This is a genomic window from Desulfatibacillum alkenivorans DSM 16219, assembly GCF_900142135.1.
In the GTDB taxonomy this organism is placed as follows: domain Bacteria; phylum Desulfobacterota; class Desulfobacteria; order Desulfobacterales; family Desulfatibacillaceae; genus Desulfatibacillum; species Desulfatibacillum alkenivorans.
Genome location: NZ_FQZU01000019.1, coordinates 94,409 through 113,674, shown reverse-complemented (window position 1 = coordinate 113,674; position 19,266 = coordinate 94,409). Strand labels below are relative to the sequence as shown.

Genomic DNA, 19,266 nt, shown 5'->3' with positions numbered 1-19,266 from the left:
CAATATGGCGCAACCTGATCTGCCGACCTTGGAAACGGCAACCTTCGGCGCCAGGGAATTCACGTCCGTCATCAATAAGGGCATATACAAGTTCGAGCTGGCCTCTTCATCCATTTATCCCGACATCACGGAAGCGGAAATGGACCTGGGCGAGGAGATCTCCCTGGCCTCCTTGTCAAATATGACGGGCGACCAATACGGCTGGTATCAGGCCGCGCCCGTGTTCAAGAACGACACGGACAAAATATACAAGGTCCGGTACGTCACCTTTGACTCCTACCCGGAAGTCCTGGTCCTGCCCGGCTTTGAAACTTTGGAAGACGTGGTTTACCACTGGGAGAACAAATCCGGAGTCTGGATCAATTACGACGCATACGGCAGAATGGTCTCCTACGGAAACGACGAGGGGGTGCGGGCCTTTGTGTTGTACGACGATTACGAAAGCATCCTGCCTTCGGGTTACGCTGATAAGAACGGAAACCAGATTGTCTGGATCGACTACAACGAGGATGGCCTGATTTCCGAAATCCGGGACGCCGCCGTAGCGGACGAAGAAACCCGCAGCGTTCAATATTATTATACGGACGGCCTGCTGACCCGTGTGAACGACGTCATGGGCAATGACACGCTGTATGAATATAGCGGCCAGGACAGGCTTGCCTCCATCACGGACGCCCTGGGCCGTGTTAAGACGATTAGGGAATTTTTAGGGACGTCTTTGATTAATTGACTATCTTTAGCAATTCGGAGCGGCGTCCAGGGATGGATGACTGAAAACGGATAACAAAAAAGCCCCGCTCGCGCGAGCGCCTGACAGGCAAACTCAATTGCGGAGGCGGGGCTGTTTTTTTTGCAATTTGAAAAGCGCCGGAATTAGATTTCCAGCTTGCCCTCCACAATGCGGTCGGCGGCGTTGGCCAAAATATGCACGGCAAAGCCCAATTGGGCGAAGCGCGCGTCCTTAGTCTGCTTGTGGTAGAACCGATAGTAAATCTGCTGGGCGATGACGATCAGGCGGAAAATGCCGAAGCACCAGTAGAAGTTGAAGTTGTCCATGTTGATGCCGGTTTTTTCGGCGTAGCGGTCAATGATCTCCTTCCGGGACATGACCTCTCCAAGCTCCGGCGGCATCATGGGGGCGGACCGCATTTCATCGGGATCGCCTTTCTGGGTCCAGTACCCGAGAGAGCTGCCCAGGTCCATCAGGGGATTGCCGATGGTGGCCATTTCCCAGTCCAGGACGCCGATAATTTTGGTCGGGTTGTTGGGGTCCAGGATGACGTTGTCGGGCTTAAAGTCGCCGTGGAGGATGGTGGCTTTGTCCGGGTCCGGGGGCATGCGTTCGGCCAGCCAGGCCATGATGGCTTCACAGTCCGGGACGTCCGGGGTTTTGGCCTTGCGATAGCGCTTGCTCCAGCCTTCCACCTGCCTGCGGGTGTATCCTTCGGGCTTGCCGAAGGTGTCCAGGCCCACTTCATACATATCCACGTTATGGAGCGCCGCGTGGACGTCGATCAATTCCTCGCAAAAGGCCCGGGTTTTTTCAGGCGTGAAGTTCAACTCCTTGGGCAGTTCTTTTCTCAGGATGATGCCCTTGATCCGCCTCATGACGTAAAAGGGGGAGCCTATGACGGACTCGTCATCCGTGTAGGCCAGCACTTCCGGGCAATAGGGATAGGCCTCGCGAAGCGCCTTCAATACCTTGTACTCCCGGTGCATGTCATGGGCCGTGGCCGCTTTGGTGCCGAAGGGGGGCCTGCGCAAAACAAGGTCCGCATCTCCCACGGAAATGCTGTAGGTCAGATTGGAGTGGCCGGAGGGAAACTGGCTGACCTTCACCTCGCCTTCCAAGCCGGGAATGGAGTCCTTTAAAAAGGGTTCGATTGCCGCGGCTTCCAGTTCTTCGCCTTCCCGAATTTCTTTTGGTTTGTCTAAAGTTTCGCTCATGGATTGCTCCTAAATATTTTTGTCACAGGCGTTTACACGACGGGAAATCGTTTTCATCCGGTAAAATAACGGCCAGCTTGCTCCCAGGGCGAAAAATTTATTACAGGTCCATGCCGCCTTGAATAATGGCGTTGGCCTTTTTCGTTAAAACATGCACCCTGTGGATAAACTCGGCGAAACGTTCGTCTTTGGTCTGGCCATGGTAAAAACGATAATAAATCTGCTGGTCTATGACAATTAATCGAAACACGCCGAAGCACATGTAAAAAGTGAAGTCCGGGATGTCAAACCCGGTTTTTTCGACGTACCGCTCGATAAGTTCTTTTCTGGTCAATGCCCCCGGTATGTGGGTGGGCATCATGCGAATGTCGATAAAATCCTGGTCGTCGTCGGCCTGAGCCCAGTAGCTTATCGGGTTCGCCAAATCCATCAGGGGATTGCCCGTGGTGGACATTTCCCAGTCCAGGACCCCGATGATTTTGGTGGGGTTCTGGGGATCCAGGATTACGTTGTCCATCTTGAAATCGCCGTGAAGCACGGAGGCCCGGTCCGGTTCCGGAGGCATATTGGCTTCCAGCCATTTTATGATGGGTTCGCAATCAGGCGTGTCGGGCGTTTTGGCGTTGTGGTAGCGCCTGGTCCACCCTTGCACCTGTCTTTGGGTGTATCCCTTGGGCTTGCCGAAGTTTTCCAGCCCCACTTCCCTGATGTCCAGGGTGTGGAGCTGAGCCAGGACGTCCATCATTTCCAGGCACAAGGCCCTGGCCTTTTCCGGCCCAAGATTCAGGCCCTCGGGCAGGTCCTTTCTGATGATGGTCCCCTTGATCCTTTCCATGACATAGAACTGGCTTCCTATAATGGAGGCGTCTTCCGTGTAGGCCAGGGGCTTGGGGCAATAGGGGAATTTTCCGTGCAGGGCGCTCATCACCCGGTACTCCCGCCCCATGTCGTGGGCGGATTTGGCTTTGGCGCCGAATGGGGGCCTGCGCAGGACCAGGTCCCTGTCTCCGGCTTTAATGCTGTATGTCAGATTGGAGTGTCCGGAAGGGAATTGGCTTATTTCAATAGGGCCGTCCAGGCCGGGGATGGAGTCTTTTAAAAAAGGCTCGATGGACGCAAGGTCCAGCTCCTCTCCTTCCCGGGGGGCATGCGGTTGATCCAGTATCAGGCTCATGGCGGTTCTATTGTTCCATCGCAGTTTGGTTGTCCAGGTACGCGAAGGCCCAATCTACCACAACTTTGCCATATGCGTCCACGGTAACCTGTCTGGCCTGGTATTTCCATTTTTTCAAATACCAGTCCTGCAACATGGCCTTGATAAAAGCCGAGGTCATTTCCGGATCCCTTGGCTGAAAGATTCCTTCCCGCTGGCCCTGCTTGATGATGTCCGCATACATCTGCTCGGTGGACAACTCGCTCAGGATGGCTTCCTTTTGAGCGCGCTTGGGCAGGTTTTTGGCCTCCATATAGGAAAAATAAAACCACGGCTGCATGACCTCGGAAAGATAAAGGTGCACAACAATGGCTGTCTGCAATTTTTCCCGGGTGTCCTCGACGGTTCCTATCTGCTCCTCCAGGATGCGCGAAGTGATGCGCCGGCCCTGATCCTGGATCATGCGCAGCAACTCCTCCTTGCTGGAAAAATAGGAATACAAGGCGCCCATGGAAAGGCCTGCGCCTGAGGAGAGATCTCTCAGGCTCATGGCATGGAACCCTTTTTTATTGCTCAAGGCCAGGGTGGCCTCGAATATTTTCCCGAGGTTCTTTACCACCCTTTCAGGCTTTTTGACTTTGATCAGGTCCTTGTTTTCGTTGAAGATCTCCTTGCAGATCTCTCGCCGCGAAAGATGGACCATGCTTTTGAACTCTTCATAAGTCATCATAGCGGGGCCGGTGGTTCCCTCCGTTTTCTTTGTAGGAGGGAAAGGCCTTCCGGAGCCTGACGCCCGGAAAGGCCTTTCCCAGAGCTTCTATCTGATGTTTTTGCCTTCGTATTCCTTTAAAATTCTCCGGGCAATGCTCGCCTTGTGCACTTCGTCGGCGCCGTCGTAGATGCGGGCGGCTCTTTCATGCCTGAACAGGAAGGCGATTATCGTGTCGTCTGTCATACCAAGTCCGCCATGAACCTGCAAGGCCCTGTCGATAACTTTTTGCATAACTCCGGCAACATAGAACTTAATCAAGGAGACTTCCTTGCGGGCTTCCTTGTGTCCCTTGGTTTCCATGGCCCATGCGGCCTGGAGAACCATGAGGCGGGCCGCTTGAATTTCAGCGGCGCTTTCGGAAATAAAGGCCTGGATGATTTGTTTGGAGCCCAAGGGCTGTCCGGGGGCCATCATGCGCGTGTTGGCTCTGTGAACCATCAGGTCGAAGGCGCGTGTGCAGATGCCGATCCAGCGCATGCAGTGATGGATGCGGCCGGGCCCGAGGCGTTCTTGCGCGATGACGAATCCGCCGCCCTCGGGGCCGAGCAGGTTGGACTGGGGTACGCGGCAGTTTTGATACAGGATTTCGCCGTGGCTGGACCAGCCGCTGCCTGCGTGGCCCATGACCGGGATGTTGCGAACCAGGTTGAAGCCGGGGGTGTCGCTGGGCACGATGATCATGCTGGCCTGCATGTACTTGGCGTTGTCAGGGTTGGTCACCGCCATGACAATGGCGAATTCCGCGCCGTCGGCGGAAGAGGAATACCATTTGTGGCCGTTGATGATGTAGTCGTCGCCGTCCTTGACCGCGGTAGTGTCCATGATCACGGGGTTAGAGCCGGGCTGCTCCACTTCCGTCATGGAGAAGCAGGAGCGGATTTTGCCTTCAATCAAAGGCTGGAGGTATTTTTCTTTTTGCTCGGGCGTGCCATGGAGGTTCAGGATTTCAATGTTGCCCGCATCAGGCGCCTGGCACCCGAAAACATAGTGGCCGATGGGCGTGCGGCCCAGGGCTTCGGACACCAGGGCATGGTCCATGAGGTTCAGGCCCATTCCGCCGTATTCCTTGGGATGGTTGGGCGCCCACAGTTCCATTTTCTTGACCATGTCGCGCTTTTTTTCCAATTCGGGTTCCATATCCCTGAACTCATGAGTCAGGAATTCCGGCTCCATGGGAATGAGTTCCTTGTCCACAAATTCTCTAATCATGCCCAGAACGGTTTGCATTCTTTCAGAGATGGTAAAATCCATGCAGTCCTCCTTGGTTTATCTATCGGTAATGAGTGACTCTTCCAGATACGACACATTGTTGTATCCTTGGAGCGTTATATGTTTCCTGTTAAATTCAAAAACAGTAACGGATGCGTTCAGCGTGGAAAAGGCCAGCTCCATGGCCTTGGCGTAATCCAGGTCCAGGGCGAATTGCAGCGCGGCTGAAACCGGGCCGGCGGACGAGAATACAATGACGTTCTCATCCTCCCCGTGAGTCTCCATCACTTCTTTAACGCCTTTGGCCACCCTGCTGGAAAAGGCTTTCCAGGTGGGGCCCTTTTCTTCGTCCTGGTCCCCGCTCACCCATCTGAGCATGGCCTGGCGGAAAAGCCTTTCAAACACCTCGCGGTCGTCCGGAAGCCTGCTTAACTCCTGAGCGATGGAAGGCTCCTCCCGGATCATTTCCTCAATCTGGATGGTCCACACGGAGGTTGCGTCGTACTCGTCAAAAGCCCCGTTCACCGTAAAATCGCCGGGGCACAGGCCCTTAAGGCCGCCCTCATCCACCAACGGCTGGGCGGTCTGCTGATGACGCAGCATGTTTCCCGTGTACACCGCATGAAACTTGGATTGCTTGTCAATGAGATGCCTGGCCAGATTCTTTGACTGCTCTTGCCCTGTGGGGGACAATCTGTCGTAATTCGGCGTCCCGAAGGAGGCTTGTCCGTGGCGCACCATGTATAGAAGGCTCATTGCCAATATCATTCCTTGAGGTTGTTCGGGCTGGTTCGCCCGCATGTTGGAGCAATTATCAAGCATATTTACTCGGGTGTCAATAAAAAAACGAGCGATCGTTCTTTTTTTAGCGCGGTCGTGAAATTGTGCGTGAATCCAGGATGGTCAGGCGAACCGGAATATTTATATTTTCATGCAAAAACCCTTCCACTTGGGAAGGCTGCGGCGCGTTTTCAGGAAAGCCCTTCAAACGCCCCAGCCTTGTATCGGCTGGGCGAATATGCTATTTTGAGCGCCCGACGAATTATAAGGAGAGACAGTTATGGCAGCCAAGAAGGAACGCGACGTCGTCAAAGAGTATTCCGTCAAGCAGACGGTGGAAAAGCTCAGGCGCCTGGCGGATTGCCTGGAGAGCGGCAAGCCTTTCCGCATTCAGATTGCCGGGGAGAGGATCAACGTGCCGGCGGGCGCGGTTTTCAACATTGAGCATGAGCGGGAAGGAAACTCGGAAGAAGTGGAATTCCAGTTCAAATGGGAAAATAAATCTGACTGATCCGGGATTCATTCCAAGCAGACGGATGCAAAACCGCATAATGGCCGCGTTGGTGGTTTTGGCGTGCCTTATTATGGCTGTCCCCCTGTTTTTCCGCCCCAACAAGACGGCGGATTTTTCCAACGGGGACTGGCGGCAGTTGTATTTTCACCATAAGGCGGCCCGGGACTCCTTGTTGGATCAGGGCGAACCCGGGTTCTGGAGCCCCTATGTGAACGGCGGGTTTCCTTTGGCGGCCCACCCGCACGATCCTTCCTTTTCCCCGTTGCTCCCCGTCATACTCGCGGCCGGAGAAATCCTTGGATGCCGCATAAACGTCTTCCTGATATTTCTTGCCGGGACGGCCGGCATGGCCCTGTACACGCGGCGGATACTCGGGTTCAACCGGTGGGGCGTGTTTAGCGCGACGGCCTTGTACGCCGTATCCGGGTGGCTTCCTGCACGCCTGTTTGGGGGGAATTACTGGGAGACCTTTTATTACCTATTTCCCCTCATCGCCTTTTGCCTGGCCGGCGCCGGAAGGGATAAAAGATACTTTTTCGCCGCTGTGCTGTTGTTATATTTGTTGTTGGCGGAGGCGAATTTCGTCCTGCCCGTGACCTTGCTCTTCCTGGGGCTGCTTTGGCTCTTCGGCAAAGCCTTGCCGGGGCGGGAGAACGGGGGCTTAAGCGGAAGGCTGACCTTGAAAAATCTGATCCTGGCCGCCGTCTTCGCCTGTTTGATCGGAGCGGTGAAGTTTTACCTGCTCACCGGCTTGCTGGCGGTCAATCCCAGGACGGTGGATTATCAGATCTTCAAGCCCGCCCAGGATGCCTTGCCGGTTTTCAATCCGTTCCAGGGGATCGCCGCCTTTTGGGAGGGTTATGTCAAGACGCGTCCCTTTATTGAGATTGCCAGGTCCTCGGGCGGGGTCGGGCCGAATCTTGTGGGGCCGGAGTATATCGGGTGCGGGGGCCTTGCCCTGGCTCTGGCCTGTTTGTCCCCCCTGCTGTCCTTTCGGCGCTATATAGGCGTTGCAGTCCTTCTGGGGTTGTCCATCGCCGTCAGCTTTAGCTTATACTTGCCCTTTGACCTTTTTGCTCCTTTGTCCCGCTTGCCCGTGTTTGGGGCCATGTACAATACGGTCAAGTATTTTAATTTTTATATCTTATTCTTTATCTGTCTGGGTTTCGGAGGCTTTTTTCACTCCCTGTTCAACTGGGTGAAAAGCCGAAATATAAAGTTAGCTTTAGCCCTTTTTATGGCCCTTGCGGCGGTTTATCCCCTGGCGGCCAACCGGCTGATCATACCGCTGATTTTTTTTCACGATCCTCCGAAAGTGGAGCAGCGGGCGGCTTTCAGCCAGGTTTTGTACGGCCCCTTGTATATTAACCTTATGGAAAACACGGGGGTGATCAAGTGGAATTCAAGCATTCAAATTCCCACTAACGCCTTACCGTCCCGGCTGGATTTGAAAGCCGGCGGCCCTGAGAAATATTTGCAAAATTACCGCGGAGAGGTTTGGCTGGCTTCAGGCCGGGGCGAGGTCGGGCTCCTTGATGTGAGCTATAATCGGGTAAGGGTTCATAGTGATATGCAGACGCCGGGGCTTTGCGTAATCAACCAGAATTACGATCCGGGCTGGTCGTCTTCTTTCGGAGAGGTTGTGGACAAACAAGGCCTGTTGGGAGTCCATGTTAAGGAGCCGGGGGAAAGAGAGATTCTGTTAATCTTTCGTCCCCAAGGAATTTGGATCGCGGCAGGGGTTGGCCTGGCGGCCCTTCTCCTGTTAATATGGGAGTGTTTTGCGAGACAAAGTTATCGAAGTCGTGGACATTCTGTATAAACAGCTATAGTTTGACAAAATGCAATAGAGGCGCTGCGCCATGGGGCGTCCGGCTTTTGGTTCAGACAGCGGGGAAGAGCAGTGAAAGACTTGGGCAAAACACAAAATAATCAAGGCGAGGCGGAATCGTTCAGCAAAATGTTTTTGCTGAAGAGCTTCCGCCGCAGGACGGTCGGCGGCAATTTTGTGGGCATGGCGCTTTGCATCTTATATTTTGTGTTTTTCGACTCAATCACCGTCGCAGACAATTTAAGCGGGATATTCTATGGATCGGCGGGGATTTTTCTCCTGCAAATCCTGATCACCGGCCTGGCTGTTCGCAGATGGTTCCGGGATGTTGTGGCGTATATGGACGTCCTGAACGGACGGATGCAGGAGGCGCCCGGGATCAAGGAGATCGCCAAAAGGAAGGTTATCAACCTTCCTTACTTATCCGCCCTGGCCACCATTTGGAACTGGCTGGCCGCCTCATTGGTTTTTCCTATCATGATCCCCTTTCTTGAAAATATCTCCGGCGACCCGCGTTTGCCCTATCGCATGTTCATAGGGATCTTGTTTTCAGGGGTCATAACCACAAGCCTGATCTTTTTTAATATGGAGCTTTTCAGCCGGGAGCTGTGGCCGAAATTGTTCCCTAATGACAAAATTACGGGCGTGAAAGGCGCCTGGCGCATGACCATGGGGACGAGAATGATCATCTCTCTGGTCGTGACCGGAGTGCTTCCCTTCCTGATGCTGTCCGTTGTGGTATACAATAAAACCCGGCTCATGCTGGCGCAGGACCCCGAGTCCCTGCTGAATTCTCAGCTGGCTGTCATTTCCTTCCTGCTGGTGGGATGCACCATCGCCACGATTATTGTAGCCCGCATGGCGGCCAGAAGCATTGTCGTTCCCTTGTCAAATCTGGAAAGGGCTATCAGAAAGGTGGAGGGCGGGGATTATAATGTGAGGGCGCCTTTGGTTTCCAATGACGAGTTGGGAATTGTGTCGGAAAGTTTTAACAACATGATCGGCGTTCTGAGGGATAAGGAACGCATGAAGGTCATGGAATTGGAGATGGAGCAAGGGCGAAAAATTCAACAGGATTTTCTTCCCAAGGACATCCCCGGGGTTTCCGGCTGGGAGATTGACGCTGATTTTCATCCGGCGAGGCAGGTGGCGGGGGATTTTTACGACGTCTTCAAGCTGCCTGGGGGCGGCGTGGCCTTTGTCATTGCTGATGTCTGCGACAAAGGGGTTGGCTCAGCCTTGTTCATGGCTTTGTTCAGAAGCCTTTTGCGTGTGTACACCTTGCAGTTGGGGGACGATTGCCAGGATAGCCATGACTATGAAACTCACGTCCAAAGCGCCTTGTACGCCGTATCCCACACCAACGACTACATCGCCTCCGTGCACGGGGAGCAGGGCATGTTCGCCACGGTGTTTTTGGGCGTGCTGGACCCGGCCGGCGGCAAGCTGGATTATGTGAATGCAGGCCACGAACCCCCGATCCTGGCGAGAAACAACGGGTCTCGGGAATTCTTGAACCCCACCGGGCCCGCAGCAGGCCTGCGGGAGGGCATTGAGTTCGGTCATGGCTCCGTTGCCATGGAGGCCGGCGACCTGCTTTTTGGATACACCGACGGCGTTTTGGACGCCCGCAGCCCGAAAGGCGAGGCTTTTTCCCGGAAGCGCATCCTGTCCCTGGTGGAAGGCGCCCAGGATTCGGCCCACGGCCTGGTTTTGTCCATGGACAAAGCGCTGTTTGAACACATGGCCGAAGAGCCCCAGTTCGATGACATCACCATGATCTGTCTAAGGAGAAAAGCATGAGCAAAATTGCGCGGATAGAACTGTATCACGTGGCCATTCCCCTGCCGGCGCCCTTTTACCCCAGTTGGATTCCCGGCCTCCCCCAAACGGAAAACCGCTTTGATCTGATTAAAGTGACCACCGACGACGGCATCATCGGATACAGCGCGTGCACGGCCATGGGCCGGGAACGGGCGGGCCTCGGGGAGGTGCTGGGGCCGTATCTGCTCGGTGAGGAAGCCACGGACATTGACCTGATCCAGCAGCGGGTCCGGGAGGTGGGCTACATTGGGCAGCGCCAGGGATGGATCGAACCCGCCTTCTGGGACATCCTGGGCAAGAAGCAGGACAAGCCGGTTTACGAACTTCTTGGCGGCAAGGCCTGCAAGATCGACCTCTACGCCTCCACCGGAGAGGTGAAAGGACCGGAGGAGCGCATCGAGGAAGTCCAGGCCAGATACGAAGAAGGATTCCGCACGGTCAAGCTGCGCGTCCATGATTTTGACCCGGACATGGACATCCGGCAGGTTACGGAAACCGCCAAAGCCATGGGCGATAAAATGGCCATCGGCGTGGACGCCAACCAGGGCTGGCGCGTGACCGTCGTAGGCGCCGCGCCCCTTTGGGACATGCAGCGGGCCAAATATTTCGCCGACGCCTGCGCCGACGCCGGCCTGGCCTGGATCGAAGAGCCCCTGCCCATGGACGCTTACGACGACCTGGCCGAGTTGACCGCCTACAGCAAGGTTCCTATTTCCGGCGGCGAGCTCAATTCCTCGGGCCTGCCGGAACTGGCCATGATGATCAAAAGGCATTGCCTGGACATATTCCAGCCCGACGCCTGCTTTACCGGCGGCATCGCCCAGACCTTTGAAGTCGCCAAGCTGTGCAAGGAGCACGGCCTTTTATACAGCCCCCACACCTGGACCAACGGCATCGGCTTCGCCATCAACCTGCAGCTTATGGCCGCCAGCGGCTTTGCCGGGAAAAAAGCCCTGGAATATCCCTACGCGCCTCCCGGCTGGGTCATCGAGGCCAGAGACGGCATCCTGGAAACCCCCTTCACCCACCAGTCGGGTTCGCTTCAGACTCCCACGTTGCCGGGCCTGGGTTTCAACATCAATGAAAAGGCCCTGAAAAAGTACGGCCGCAGGTTTTTCGTCATGGATAAGAAGCGCCTGGTTTGGTATTCCATTAAAAATCGAGGAATTAAGGTTTCCCTGGAAGTGGACAAGGCCCGCAAGAAAAGGATGGGCCAGGGCTGATTCCCCGCTCAAAATTCTATCAATATATCTCCTTGTAAATAGAAGCAAAACCCCGCTTTTTTCGGCGGGGTTTTTTTGTTGGTGTTTAGGATTTGATTGGGGGCGGAATAGTTCTTGACATTCTTCCTTTATTAACTTATTGAACGTTTAGTAAGCTAATTTGAAGGGAGAATAAGGGCGTGTCCAAGGAAAAACAAACGCGCAATGCAGAGGCCACCAAAGCGGTTATCCTGGAAGCGGCGGAGAACCTGTTTGCGGAAAAAGGCTTCGCCGGGACGTCTGTTCGGGAAATCTCGGAAAAGGCGGGGGTGTCCGGACCTTTGATCATGTTTCATTTCAAGAGCAAGGAAGGGGTTTATGAAGCGGTGAAGGCGGCCATTGTGGACCGGTACGCCGGCGCCAAACACCCCGTACTGGATTCCGCGATTCCAGCTTGGGAATTCCTGCGTGAATTCGTGGGGGCCATGTTTTCGTTTTACAGAGACAATCCCACTATGCTGCGGCTTTCCAAATGGGACAATTTGGCGGGGGCGCAGGACCCCTGGCCCGGCGAGGATGAATGGCATCACATGTATGAGGAGTATTTCCTGCAAGCCCAGGCGCGGGGCGAAATCCGGGCGGACCTGACTCCCATGAACATATTTTCTTTTATAACCGGGTCCGCCCATGTTTGGTGGGAGTATCACGACCATTTTCTACGTCATGAAGAAAATCAGGGGCGGGGGGGCGAAGCGGACGCCCGTTTTTTGAATGAGTTGACCGGCTTTGTTTTGCGCGGGCTGTCGCCTGATCCCGGAGATCTGGAATAGTCCGGGAGGATTGAAAACGCATTCGGGGATGAAAAAGTTTTAAAGGAGAATGAAAGAATGAAAAAATCGCTTCCGCCAAAAGGACCCGACGACAACGGCCTGTCCCTGCTTCCCTACGAGGCCGTGAAATGGGAATTGATCAAGGCGGCCCTGGAATTGGGCGTGTTCCATCATTTTGACGAGCCCCTGACGGCCGGGACGTTGGCCGAAAAAATTGGAACTCAGCCGGAAAACACGGAGTTTATGCTAAATTCCTTGACCGCCATGGGGTGCCTGAAAAAGTCCGAAGGCGTGTTTGAAATGACATCCATGGCCAGGGCGTATCTTGACCCGGCCAGCGAGCAGTGCATCGGCCCTATGCTGCTTTTTATGGAAAGATGGACAGGACCCATGATGAACGGAGGCATGATAAACCTTATCTGCGACGGCCCTGAACCCGTTCAAAACATGGGGCGGGAGGAGATTTGGGAGCAGGGCGCCCGGGTTAGCATCAATAACGCTCGGGCGGGCCGGGCTCAGCTTATTGCGGCGCATGTTTCGGCTTTGCCTGAATTCAGCTCATTTTCCAGCATGCTGGATATGGGCGGCGGCCCGGGAATGATCGCGGTCGCCGTATTGGCTTCCCACCCCTCTCTCGAGTGCGCCATCATGGAGCAGCCCGCCGTATGCCGGGTGGCCGAGGAGCTTATTGCCGAATACGGCATGGAATCCCGGATAAAGACGCTCTCCGGGGATTATATGGAAGACCCCATGGGTGAGGGCTATGATTTCATCATGGCCAATTACACCCTGAATTTTTACCGGGACAGAATGGATGAACTCATGGCCAGGATTTATGAGGCCCTTAGTCCGGGCGGAGTCCTGCTGGTCAGCTCGGACGGCCTGAGCGAGGAAAAGACGGCGCCGGCGCAATCCGTGATAACCTGGCTGCCTACGGCGCTGCAGGGTATGGACATGTCTTTTGATCGGGGTTTTTTGGCGGACGCCATGATCAAGGCGGGATTTATCTCCACTCAAAGCTCCATGGTCACAGACGCAACCATTGCGGCCCATGGGCCCATGGACATGATCGTCGCTCGAAAAGGCCGCAAATAATCTCTGAATATGTGACCCAGGATGGATTGCCTGAAATGGGCAAGGGGGCCGCATGGCCCCCTTGTTTTTGGAAACTATGCGTTACCCGGCAGAAACCCAGGTAAAAGCCCCTTTCGCCTCTCTGTCAGCCCGCCTTCTTGAGCCGCTCTTTTTGCGTACTTGCACCGGGGGAGAATCTTGCCGGGATTTTTTCTTTTTAGCGGGTTGCCGGGGCGGGGCCTGAGCCGCCTGCCTGCCTGTTTCAGGCGTGGAGGCCCGATAGTTAAAATCCTGGACCGTGCGCTGCTCCACATTGGAGCCGATGGCCCGGTTGACGGCCCGGACCATTTGCCGGTCGTCATTGGTGATAAAAGTAAATGCCTCACCGCGGCGTTCGGCCCTGCCGGTCCTGCCGATTCTGTGCATATAGGTTTCAGGCGTCGACGGCATATCATAGTTGATGACATGGGAGACGTTGGCCACATCTATGCCCCGGGCGGCGATATCCGTCGCCACCAGCACCCGGTACTTGCCGGATTTGAACCCGTTCATGGCGTCAACCCTTCGGGACTGGGATAAATTCCCTTGGAGGGACGTGGAGCTGAATCCGGCCTTGGTCAGCTTGTTCCCCAATTGTTTGGCTTTGTGCTTGGTGCGTGTGAACACCAAGACCGATTCCGTCCCGGTGCTGCCTAACAATTGAAGGAGCAAGGCTGTTTTCAGGTGCTGCGCCACGGGATAAAAAGCATGTTTGACGGTTTCCGCCGGAGCCACACGCCCAATCTGAACCAAAGCATGGTTGTGAAGGACCTCCCCGGCCAGCCGTTTGATTTGCACGGGCATGGTGGCCGAGAACATGAGGGTTTGACGTCCTTTGCGGGTCAGAAAGGTCAATATTTTGCGGATGTCCGGCAAAAAGCCCATGTCGAACATTTGATCCGCTTCATCCAGAACCAGCATTTCCACACGGGAAAGATCCACGTTTTTCCGTCCTAAATGGTCGAGCAGCCGGCCTGGGCAGGCCACAACAATGTCAGCTTGTTTCAGCCGCGTCACTTGGCGCTGGAGGTTTACGCCTCCATATACCGAAACGCTTTTCAGGTTGGTTTGGGCGCCCAGGGCATTTATGGCTTCATGCGTTTGCTCCGCAAGTTCACGGGTGGGGGCTATAATTAAGGCCCGCACCCCTTTGCCGGGCTTTTGCATCAACCTGTGCAGGATAGGCAGTACAAAAGCGGCTGTTTTCCCCGTGCCGGTCTGGGCAAGCCCCATCAGGTCCCGTCCCTGCATGACCTGAGGAATTGCTTTTTCCTGAATGGGAGTGGGGGTGGAATAGCCCGCCGCGGAAATTCCGGCGGCGACGTTTTTATGAAAACCAAAACTGGTAAAATTCAAATGAAATGTTTCCTTATAAAAAAAGTGTGTAGGGTCCAATAACCCCTTTATGAAAAGACGTTGGCGGCATTATAGGGACATGCATCCCTCTCGCGAACTATCGGCGTGCGGGTCATGGCTAATCGCCGTTTGATGCCTTAGCGCTTAAAATTGCTGAACTGCACAATCAAACTGCATTTTTTAAATGAGTATTAGATTGATTGTTTGATTAATCGCTTGCCGCAGAATGCCCAAGTCAGCCGGCGAAACCATTAAAAAGCCTTTAATTATATCGCTAAGCGAGCTTCTAATGTTGTCAGAAGAAAAAGATAGCGCTTTTTTCCCGAATTGAACCTGGGGAATAAGAGCACGGCTTTTTTGAGGCGGATAGCGTAGTAATACAGGCGATCACTCAGAGGGCGAGCCCTGTATAAAGATGGGGAAGGCCCAGAGCATGACTTGGAAGGCTGACGCTTCCGGCGCCATAAGCTCAAAAACAAAGTGAGAAGGGCGCGCCTCCCAAAAGAAACGCGCCCTGGAATTTTCTTGCGAAAACTTAGCCTACGGTGACGTTTTTCGCAGAGGGGCCCTTGGCGCCCTGCTCGATATCGAAGGTCACCCGGTCGCCTTCGTTCAGGCTCCTGAAGCCGCTGGAGTTGATTGCGGAATGATGCACGAAAACATCGGGGCCGCCGTCTTGCTCAATAAAACCAAAACCTTTTTGATCGTTAAACCACTTTACAGTACCATTTGCCATGGAGATCATCCTCCTAAAATAAAAGTTTCAAAGATTTTTGACTGGAGGATGCGACATTGGTTTGCGGCAGGGTCCTACAGAAAAAAATCACCCCGCAAAACCAACGCGGGGCCGTTTAATCTTCGATAAGATAACACAACTTTTAATAAAAGCAAGACTTTTTTACAGGGAGGCGCAAGTTTTTTTCTCCGCCTCCCTGTTTCCCCATTTACCTGCAGCCTCCTAATCCAAAGAAATGACTTGCCGGGCGTCCACTGCATCATAGCCGTCCTGCTCCGGCTCCGGCGAACCCGGGACCGCTGGTCCGGGTTCAGGCAAGGCCAGGGCGGATTGTTTATTCGGGGCGCCTTCCCGCATCCGTTTGGTTCTGAAATGGGACAACAGTGTTTTCAACTCGCTGGCTTGCGCGTGCAGTTCCTGGGCCGCCGCCGCGGTCTCCTCCGCATTGGCCGTGTTCTGCTGCGTTGCAGAGTCTATTTGCCCAAGCCCCTGATTGATTTGGGCTACACCCTGCGCCTGCTCGTTGGATGAGGCTGCTATCTCGCCTATAAGATCCGAGACTTTCGATACTCCCTCCACAATTTTTTGGAGGATATCGGCCGTTTCCTCTGCGATAAGGGCGCCCCTTTCCACCTTTTTAAGGGAGTCTTCAATCAATTGCGTGGTTTCGCCTGCAGCCTTTGCGCTTCGGGCGGCGAGATTGCGAACTTCCTGAGCCACCACGGCGAAACCTTTTCCGTGAACGCCGGCCCTGGCGGCTTCGACGGCTGCATTAAGGGCCAGAAGGTTTGTTTGGAACGCAATGTCGTCAATGGTTTTGTTGATTTTGGCAATGTCCGAGGAGGCAGCTTCTATCTCCTTCATGGCCTCCAACATTACGCCCATCTGTTCGTTTCCCTGGCTTCCGGAGTCAAAAACATCGGTGGTGAGTAAATTCGCCTGGGAGGCGTTTTCGGCGTTCGTTCTCGCCTGGGTTCCTATCTGACTCATGGAAGCGGTTATTTCCTCCAGGGAGGCTGCCTGCTCCGTGGCGTTTTGCGAAAGCGACTGACTGGCGGACGCGATCTGGTTTGAGCTGTTTTGAACCTGAGAAGCACCATTAAGCACGTTCCCCACGATATTGTTCAGGCTATTGACCATCTGCTCCAGAGCCTTGCCCAGGCTGTCCTTTTCAGAGGCCAGGGCGACCTCGACTCGCAAGTCGCCTGCGGCTATTTCCTGGGCCATTTTAGCTTTGCCCTCTAAGCCGTCAGCCATGGAATCCAAAGACCTGGACAGGTCTCCGATTTCATCGGCTGCGTCGGTTTGCAACCTTTGCGTAAGGTCTCCGGCGCTTACGGCTTCCGCTATTCCCAAGGTTTTTTTGATCGGCCTGGTAATGGCCCGGGTAATCACGAAGGTCAAAAATACGGCCGCGAGGAAGGCAATGCCGCTGGCTGCCATGACATAGCGTTGGGCGCCTTTTGCGGAGTCCAGCATGACCTGCTCGGAAAGGGTGTTTTGCTTCACTTGATCGCTCAAGGCCTGTAACCTGTCTCTCACTTCTTTGTATGCGGGCGTGGTCTTTTCACGATAAATCGCGTTGGCTTCGTTATAGCCTTCGATAAAGCCGTCCTCCAGGGCCTGGGCCTGCTCAAAAAGCGAACGGAGCTTATCCATGGAAGGAATGGTTTCCTGGTGATAGGCGTCCAGAGCCTCCGCCATATTCTGATCATTGATGAATGAGATCATCTTTTTCGCCGACACATGCAGTGCTTTGTGCGGTTCCTTCATGGCCTCGACCAATCGCCCGAACTCCGGAAAATCCTTCATAAGCTGCTGCGTTTCAGGGGCCGCAATGAACTTGCCGAATTGGCAGAGAGCCGGGTCCGTTTGAATATCAATGGTAAAAGGGGTTCCCTGGGCGAAGTCTTTGGCCCTTTGAATGGCCTGGGGATTCGCCTTGTCCAGGAATAAACCGCTTCCCACGACCCATCCCCATGGCTCGTATAATTTGACATAAGTTACTTTGAAGACGGGCGGCTCGTCCTTGGTTTTAGGCCATAGATAAGTCAGGAAGCCCTTCCCCTTTGTTTCGGCAATCCGGGTCATTTCCAGGGCGAAGGCCTTGCCTGTAGGATCTTTTAAGTCCACCAGGCTTTTTCCGTTCAGGTCCGGCCTTAACGGATGCATGAGCATCTTGGTATCCATGTCCTGAATCCACAGGTAATCCATGTTTTCAGGGCCAAATCGGATATCCTTTATCATTTCCACGGCCTTTGCCTGGCGGGCATCCAAATCGCCCAGATCCGCGTTTTCATCGCACGCCTTGATTTGCGACAAGGCGATTTCCACGGTATTTCTAATGGACGCTTGGTAAAGGTACATGCCGCCCGCTTCTTCGGCAACGCCGCTCATGAGCTTGCCAATCCAGACCATGTGGTCGTTCAAGCGGTCATTTAAAGTCTCGGACAGCCCGGTGTGCGGCTGCTTATAGACAGTCTTGATCTCCTGGGCGGAGCTGTGCAGCTTTTCAAGAGGGGCCTGCAATTGGGCTAATGCGGCCGCCACTGCAGGAATTTGGGCTTCAATCTCTTTTCTTTCCCCGGAATAATACCAGTCTCCCACAGTGCTTCGGGCCGGATCAGTCTCGATCGTAAGCGCCGATACCGAGTCGTCATTAAACAATTCGGGAATTTTTTCAACCCAGTTGATGGCATCCAGCTCCTTTTTGGCGAAAAAGCCTTGTAAGCGATTGCCCTCGATTACTTGATCGGCGTCCGTGACTATGTTTCCTACGCCAAAGTAGCTGACGGAGCCCACGAGAATCAACAGGGCTGTGACAATGCCGAAACCAAAGGCCAATCGAGTTCCGATTTTCCAATTTTTCCAATTCATGAATGGATCTTCCTTTTGCAGGCTGCTGGGTTTTGAGACTGAACTATGGGCTGAAAGGATATGGAATCCAGTAAGATGCTAATATCAACGAATATGCCAAAAGAGGCATGAGGGGATATTAAAACATTTAAATATTTGAAATTATATTAAAAAAGTTTGACGGGAGGGCTTTGGTGCAGCGATGTAAGAATCACTTAGCAGCTATGGAACGTCAAAAGCATGGCGCAATCCAGTCAAAAAACTGAAGAATTTGGGACGGCCGGCTATAGACCGGAAGAGGCCCAGGCCCATAAAAGAATGGCGAGCGCCAGGGTGAGAAAGGGAAGCTGTTGTTCTTGAGGTACGGGCGCCGGTTTGAGCAGGGCGTAAGCCGCACCCATGCCCACGCCGCAAAACCATCCGAAAAAGTGGGCTAGAAGGTCCGCCTTGGGGCCGCTGCCCAAAAAGGCCAGCAAAGCCAGGCCCACTGCCAGGCCGATCCATCTTCTGGACGTCAAGCCCCAGCCGGCCTTTTGCCGGATGGCGCGGATGCCGCCCAATATGCCCAAGGCCGCAAAAACCGCGGTGGAGGCTCCGCCAGAAAGATGGTGGGACTGGTACATCCAGGCCGAGGCCAGGTTGCCCAAGGCGCCGGCGAGCAGGATGAGCAGCCAGCCCACGCCGTAGCCCATGACCTGGCAGACTCCGGTGGCGAAAATGGCCAGAAAGGCCATGTTGCCCATGAGATGGAGCATATCGGCGTGCAGGCACAGGGCGGTGACGGCCCGCCAAATCTGGCCGTCCAGGATTTTTTCCGCCACAGCCCCTTTTTGCTCCAGAAGCCATCTGTTTTCGGAAAAAGGCCCTGTTCCTGCATAAAAGACGGCCAGAAGGCCAGCGGCCCAAAGGCCGCTGTAAGTCTTAAACTGCGCAGTCTCCGGCTCTTCAAGGTCTTGCGGCAGGTTTTCGCCCGTGTATGCCGTAATTTGGGCGAAAGCCCGGTCATGGTCCGTTAGGGGGACCAAAATTTGCCAGCCGTCCTCCTCCCGTTTAAACTCATAGGGGATTTTGGAGGCTTCCAAAATCAACCCGTACAGGTTGGCCTTGTTGTCCGGCAGGTTTTTTATGAACAAAGGCGTCATG

General features: G+C 54.3%; 16 protein-coding genes. 7 read left to right on the top strand and 9 right to left on the bottom strand.

Annotated features, from left to right (window positions below):
* On the top strand, nucleotides 1-730 hold a 730-nt coding region (locus BUE18_RS15570), incomplete at its 5' end, for an RHS repeat domain-containing protein (protein ID WP_139264766.1).
* Nucleotides 731-873: 143 nt separating this feature from the next.
* On the opposite strand, the gene BUE18_RS15565 is transcribed toward BUE18_RS15570, so the two are convergent.
* The 5 genes from BUE18_RS15565 to BUE18_RS15545 form a co-directional block, all read right to left on the bottom strand.
* Nucleotides 874-1,947 (bottom strand): phosphotransferase family protein, encoded by a 1,074-nt coding sequence (locus tag BUE18_RS15565; RefSeq protein WP_073477116.1) that lies wholly within the window; start codon nucleotides 1,945-1,947, stop codon nucleotides 874-876.
* A 100-nt stretch (nucleotides 1,948-2,047) separates the two neighbouring features.
* Complete coding sequence (locus BUE18_RS15560) at nucleotides 2,048-3,121, bottom strand: phosphotransferase family protein (RefSeq protein ID WP_073477114.1); 1,074 nt, start codon at nucleotides 3,119-3,121, stop codon at nucleotides 2,048-2,050.
* 7 nt (nucleotides 3,122-3,128) lie between these two features.
* The gene (locus BUE18_RS15555) at nucleotides 3,129-3,830 is read right to left on the bottom strand and encodes a TetR/AcrR family transcriptional regulator (protein ID WP_073477112.1); all 702 of its coding nucleotides are present in this window, start codon (nucleotides 3,828-3,830) and stop codon (nucleotides 3,129-3,131) included.
* An 87-nt stretch (nucleotides 3,831-3,917) separates the two neighbouring features.
* Nucleotides 3,918-5,123, bottom strand: a complete 1,206-nt coding sequence (locus BUE18_RS15550; RefSeq protein WP_073477110.1) for an acyl-CoA dehydrogenase family protein — start codon at nucleotides 5,121-5,123, stop codon at nucleotides 3,918-3,920.
* 15 nt (nucleotides 5,124-5,138) lie between these two features.
* Nucleotides 5,139-5,837 carry a histidine phosphatase family protein gene (locus BUE18_RS15545; protein WP_073477108.1) on the bottom strand — a complete coding sequence of 233 codons (699 nt, stop codon included), beginning with the start codon at nucleotides 5,835-5,837 and terminating at the stop codon, nucleotides 5,139-5,141.
* Nucleotides 5,838-6,141: 304 nt separating this feature from the next.
* Here BUE18_RS15545 and BUE18_RS15540 point away from each other — a divergent pair, with 304 nt between their 5' ends.
* The 6 genes from BUE18_RS15540 (at nucleotide 6,142) to BUE18_RS15515 (ending at nucleotide 13,157) form a co-directional block, all read left to right on the top strand.
* On the top strand, nucleotides 6,142-6,372 hold the full coding sequence (locus BUE18_RS15540) for an amphi-Trp domain-containing protein (RefSeq protein ID WP_073477106.1): 231 nt from the start codon (nucleotides 6,142-6,144) through the stop codon (nucleotides 6,370-6,372).
* 25 nt (nucleotides 6,373-6,397) lie between these two features.
* Entirely contained in the window at nucleotides 6,398-8,197 is a 1,800-nt protein-coding gene (locus BUE18_RS15535) for a hypothetical protein (RefSeq protein ID WP_073477104.1), read from the top strand.
* A gap of 138 nt (nucleotides 8,198-8,335) precedes the next feature.
* Nucleotides 8,336-10,009 (top strand): PP2C family protein-serine/threonine phosphatase, encoded by a 1,674-nt coding sequence (locus BUE18_RS15530; protein ID WP_139264765.1) that lies wholly within the window; start codon nucleotides 8,336-8,338, stop codon nucleotides 10,007-10,009.
* On the top strand, nucleotides 10,006-11,253 hold the full coding sequence (locus BUE18_RS15525) for a mandelate racemase/muconate lactonizing enzyme family protein (protein ID WP_073477100.1): 1,248 nt from the start codon (nucleotides 10,006-10,008) through the stop codon (nucleotides 11,251-11,253). The genes BUE18_RS15530 and BUE18_RS15525 overlap by 4 nt, the downstream gene beginning before the upstream one ends.
* Before the next feature lie 179 nt (nucleotides 11,254-11,432).
* Nucleotides 11,433-12,062 (top strand): TetR/AcrR family transcriptional regulator, encoded by a 630-nt coding sequence (locus tag BUE18_RS15520; protein ID WP_073477098.1) that lies wholly within the window; start codon nucleotides 11,433-11,435, stop codon nucleotides 12,060-12,062.
* A gap of 57 nt (nucleotides 12,063-12,119) precedes the next feature.
* Nucleotides 12,120-13,157, top strand: coding sequence for a methyltransferase (locus BUE18_RS15515; RefSeq protein WP_073477096.1), 1,038 nt, complete (start codon nucleotides 12,120-12,122; stop codon nucleotides 13,155-13,157).
* Between the two features lie 81 nt (nucleotides 13,158-13,238).
* On the opposite strand, the gene BUE18_RS15510 is transcribed toward BUE18_RS15515, so the two are convergent.
* The 4 genes from BUE18_RS15510 to BUE18_RS15495 all read right to left on the bottom strand — a co-directional run bounded on the left by BUE18_RS15510 (nucleotide 13,239) and on the right by BUE18_RS15495 (nucleotide 19,265).
* A complete protein-coding gene (locus tag BUE18_RS15510; RefSeq protein ID WP_073477095.1) occupies nucleotides 13,239-14,531 on the bottom strand; it encodes a DEAD/DEAH box helicase in 1,293 nt (430 codons plus the stop codon).
* 535 nt (nucleotides 14,532-15,066) lie between these two features.
* Nucleotides 15,067-15,267, bottom strand: coding sequence for a cold-shock protein (locus BUE18_RS15505; protein WP_015947224.1), 201 nt, complete (start codon nucleotides 15,265-15,267; stop codon nucleotides 15,067-15,069).
* A 222-nt stretch (nucleotides 15,268-15,489) separates the two neighbouring features.
* Nucleotides 15,490-18,144, bottom strand: a complete 2,655-nt coding sequence (locus tag BUE18_RS15500; protein WP_073477093.1) for a methyl-accepting chemotaxis protein — start codon at nucleotides 18,142-18,144, stop codon at nucleotides 15,490-15,492.
* Nucleotides 18,145-18,407: 263 nt separating this feature from the next.
* Nucleotides 18,408-19,265, bottom strand: coding sequence for a rhomboid family intramembrane serine protease (locus tag BUE18_RS15495; RefSeq protein WP_073477091.1), 858 nt, complete (start codon nucleotides 19,263-19,265; stop codon nucleotides 18,408-18,410).
* Nucleotide 19,266 lies beyond the last annotated feature (1 nt).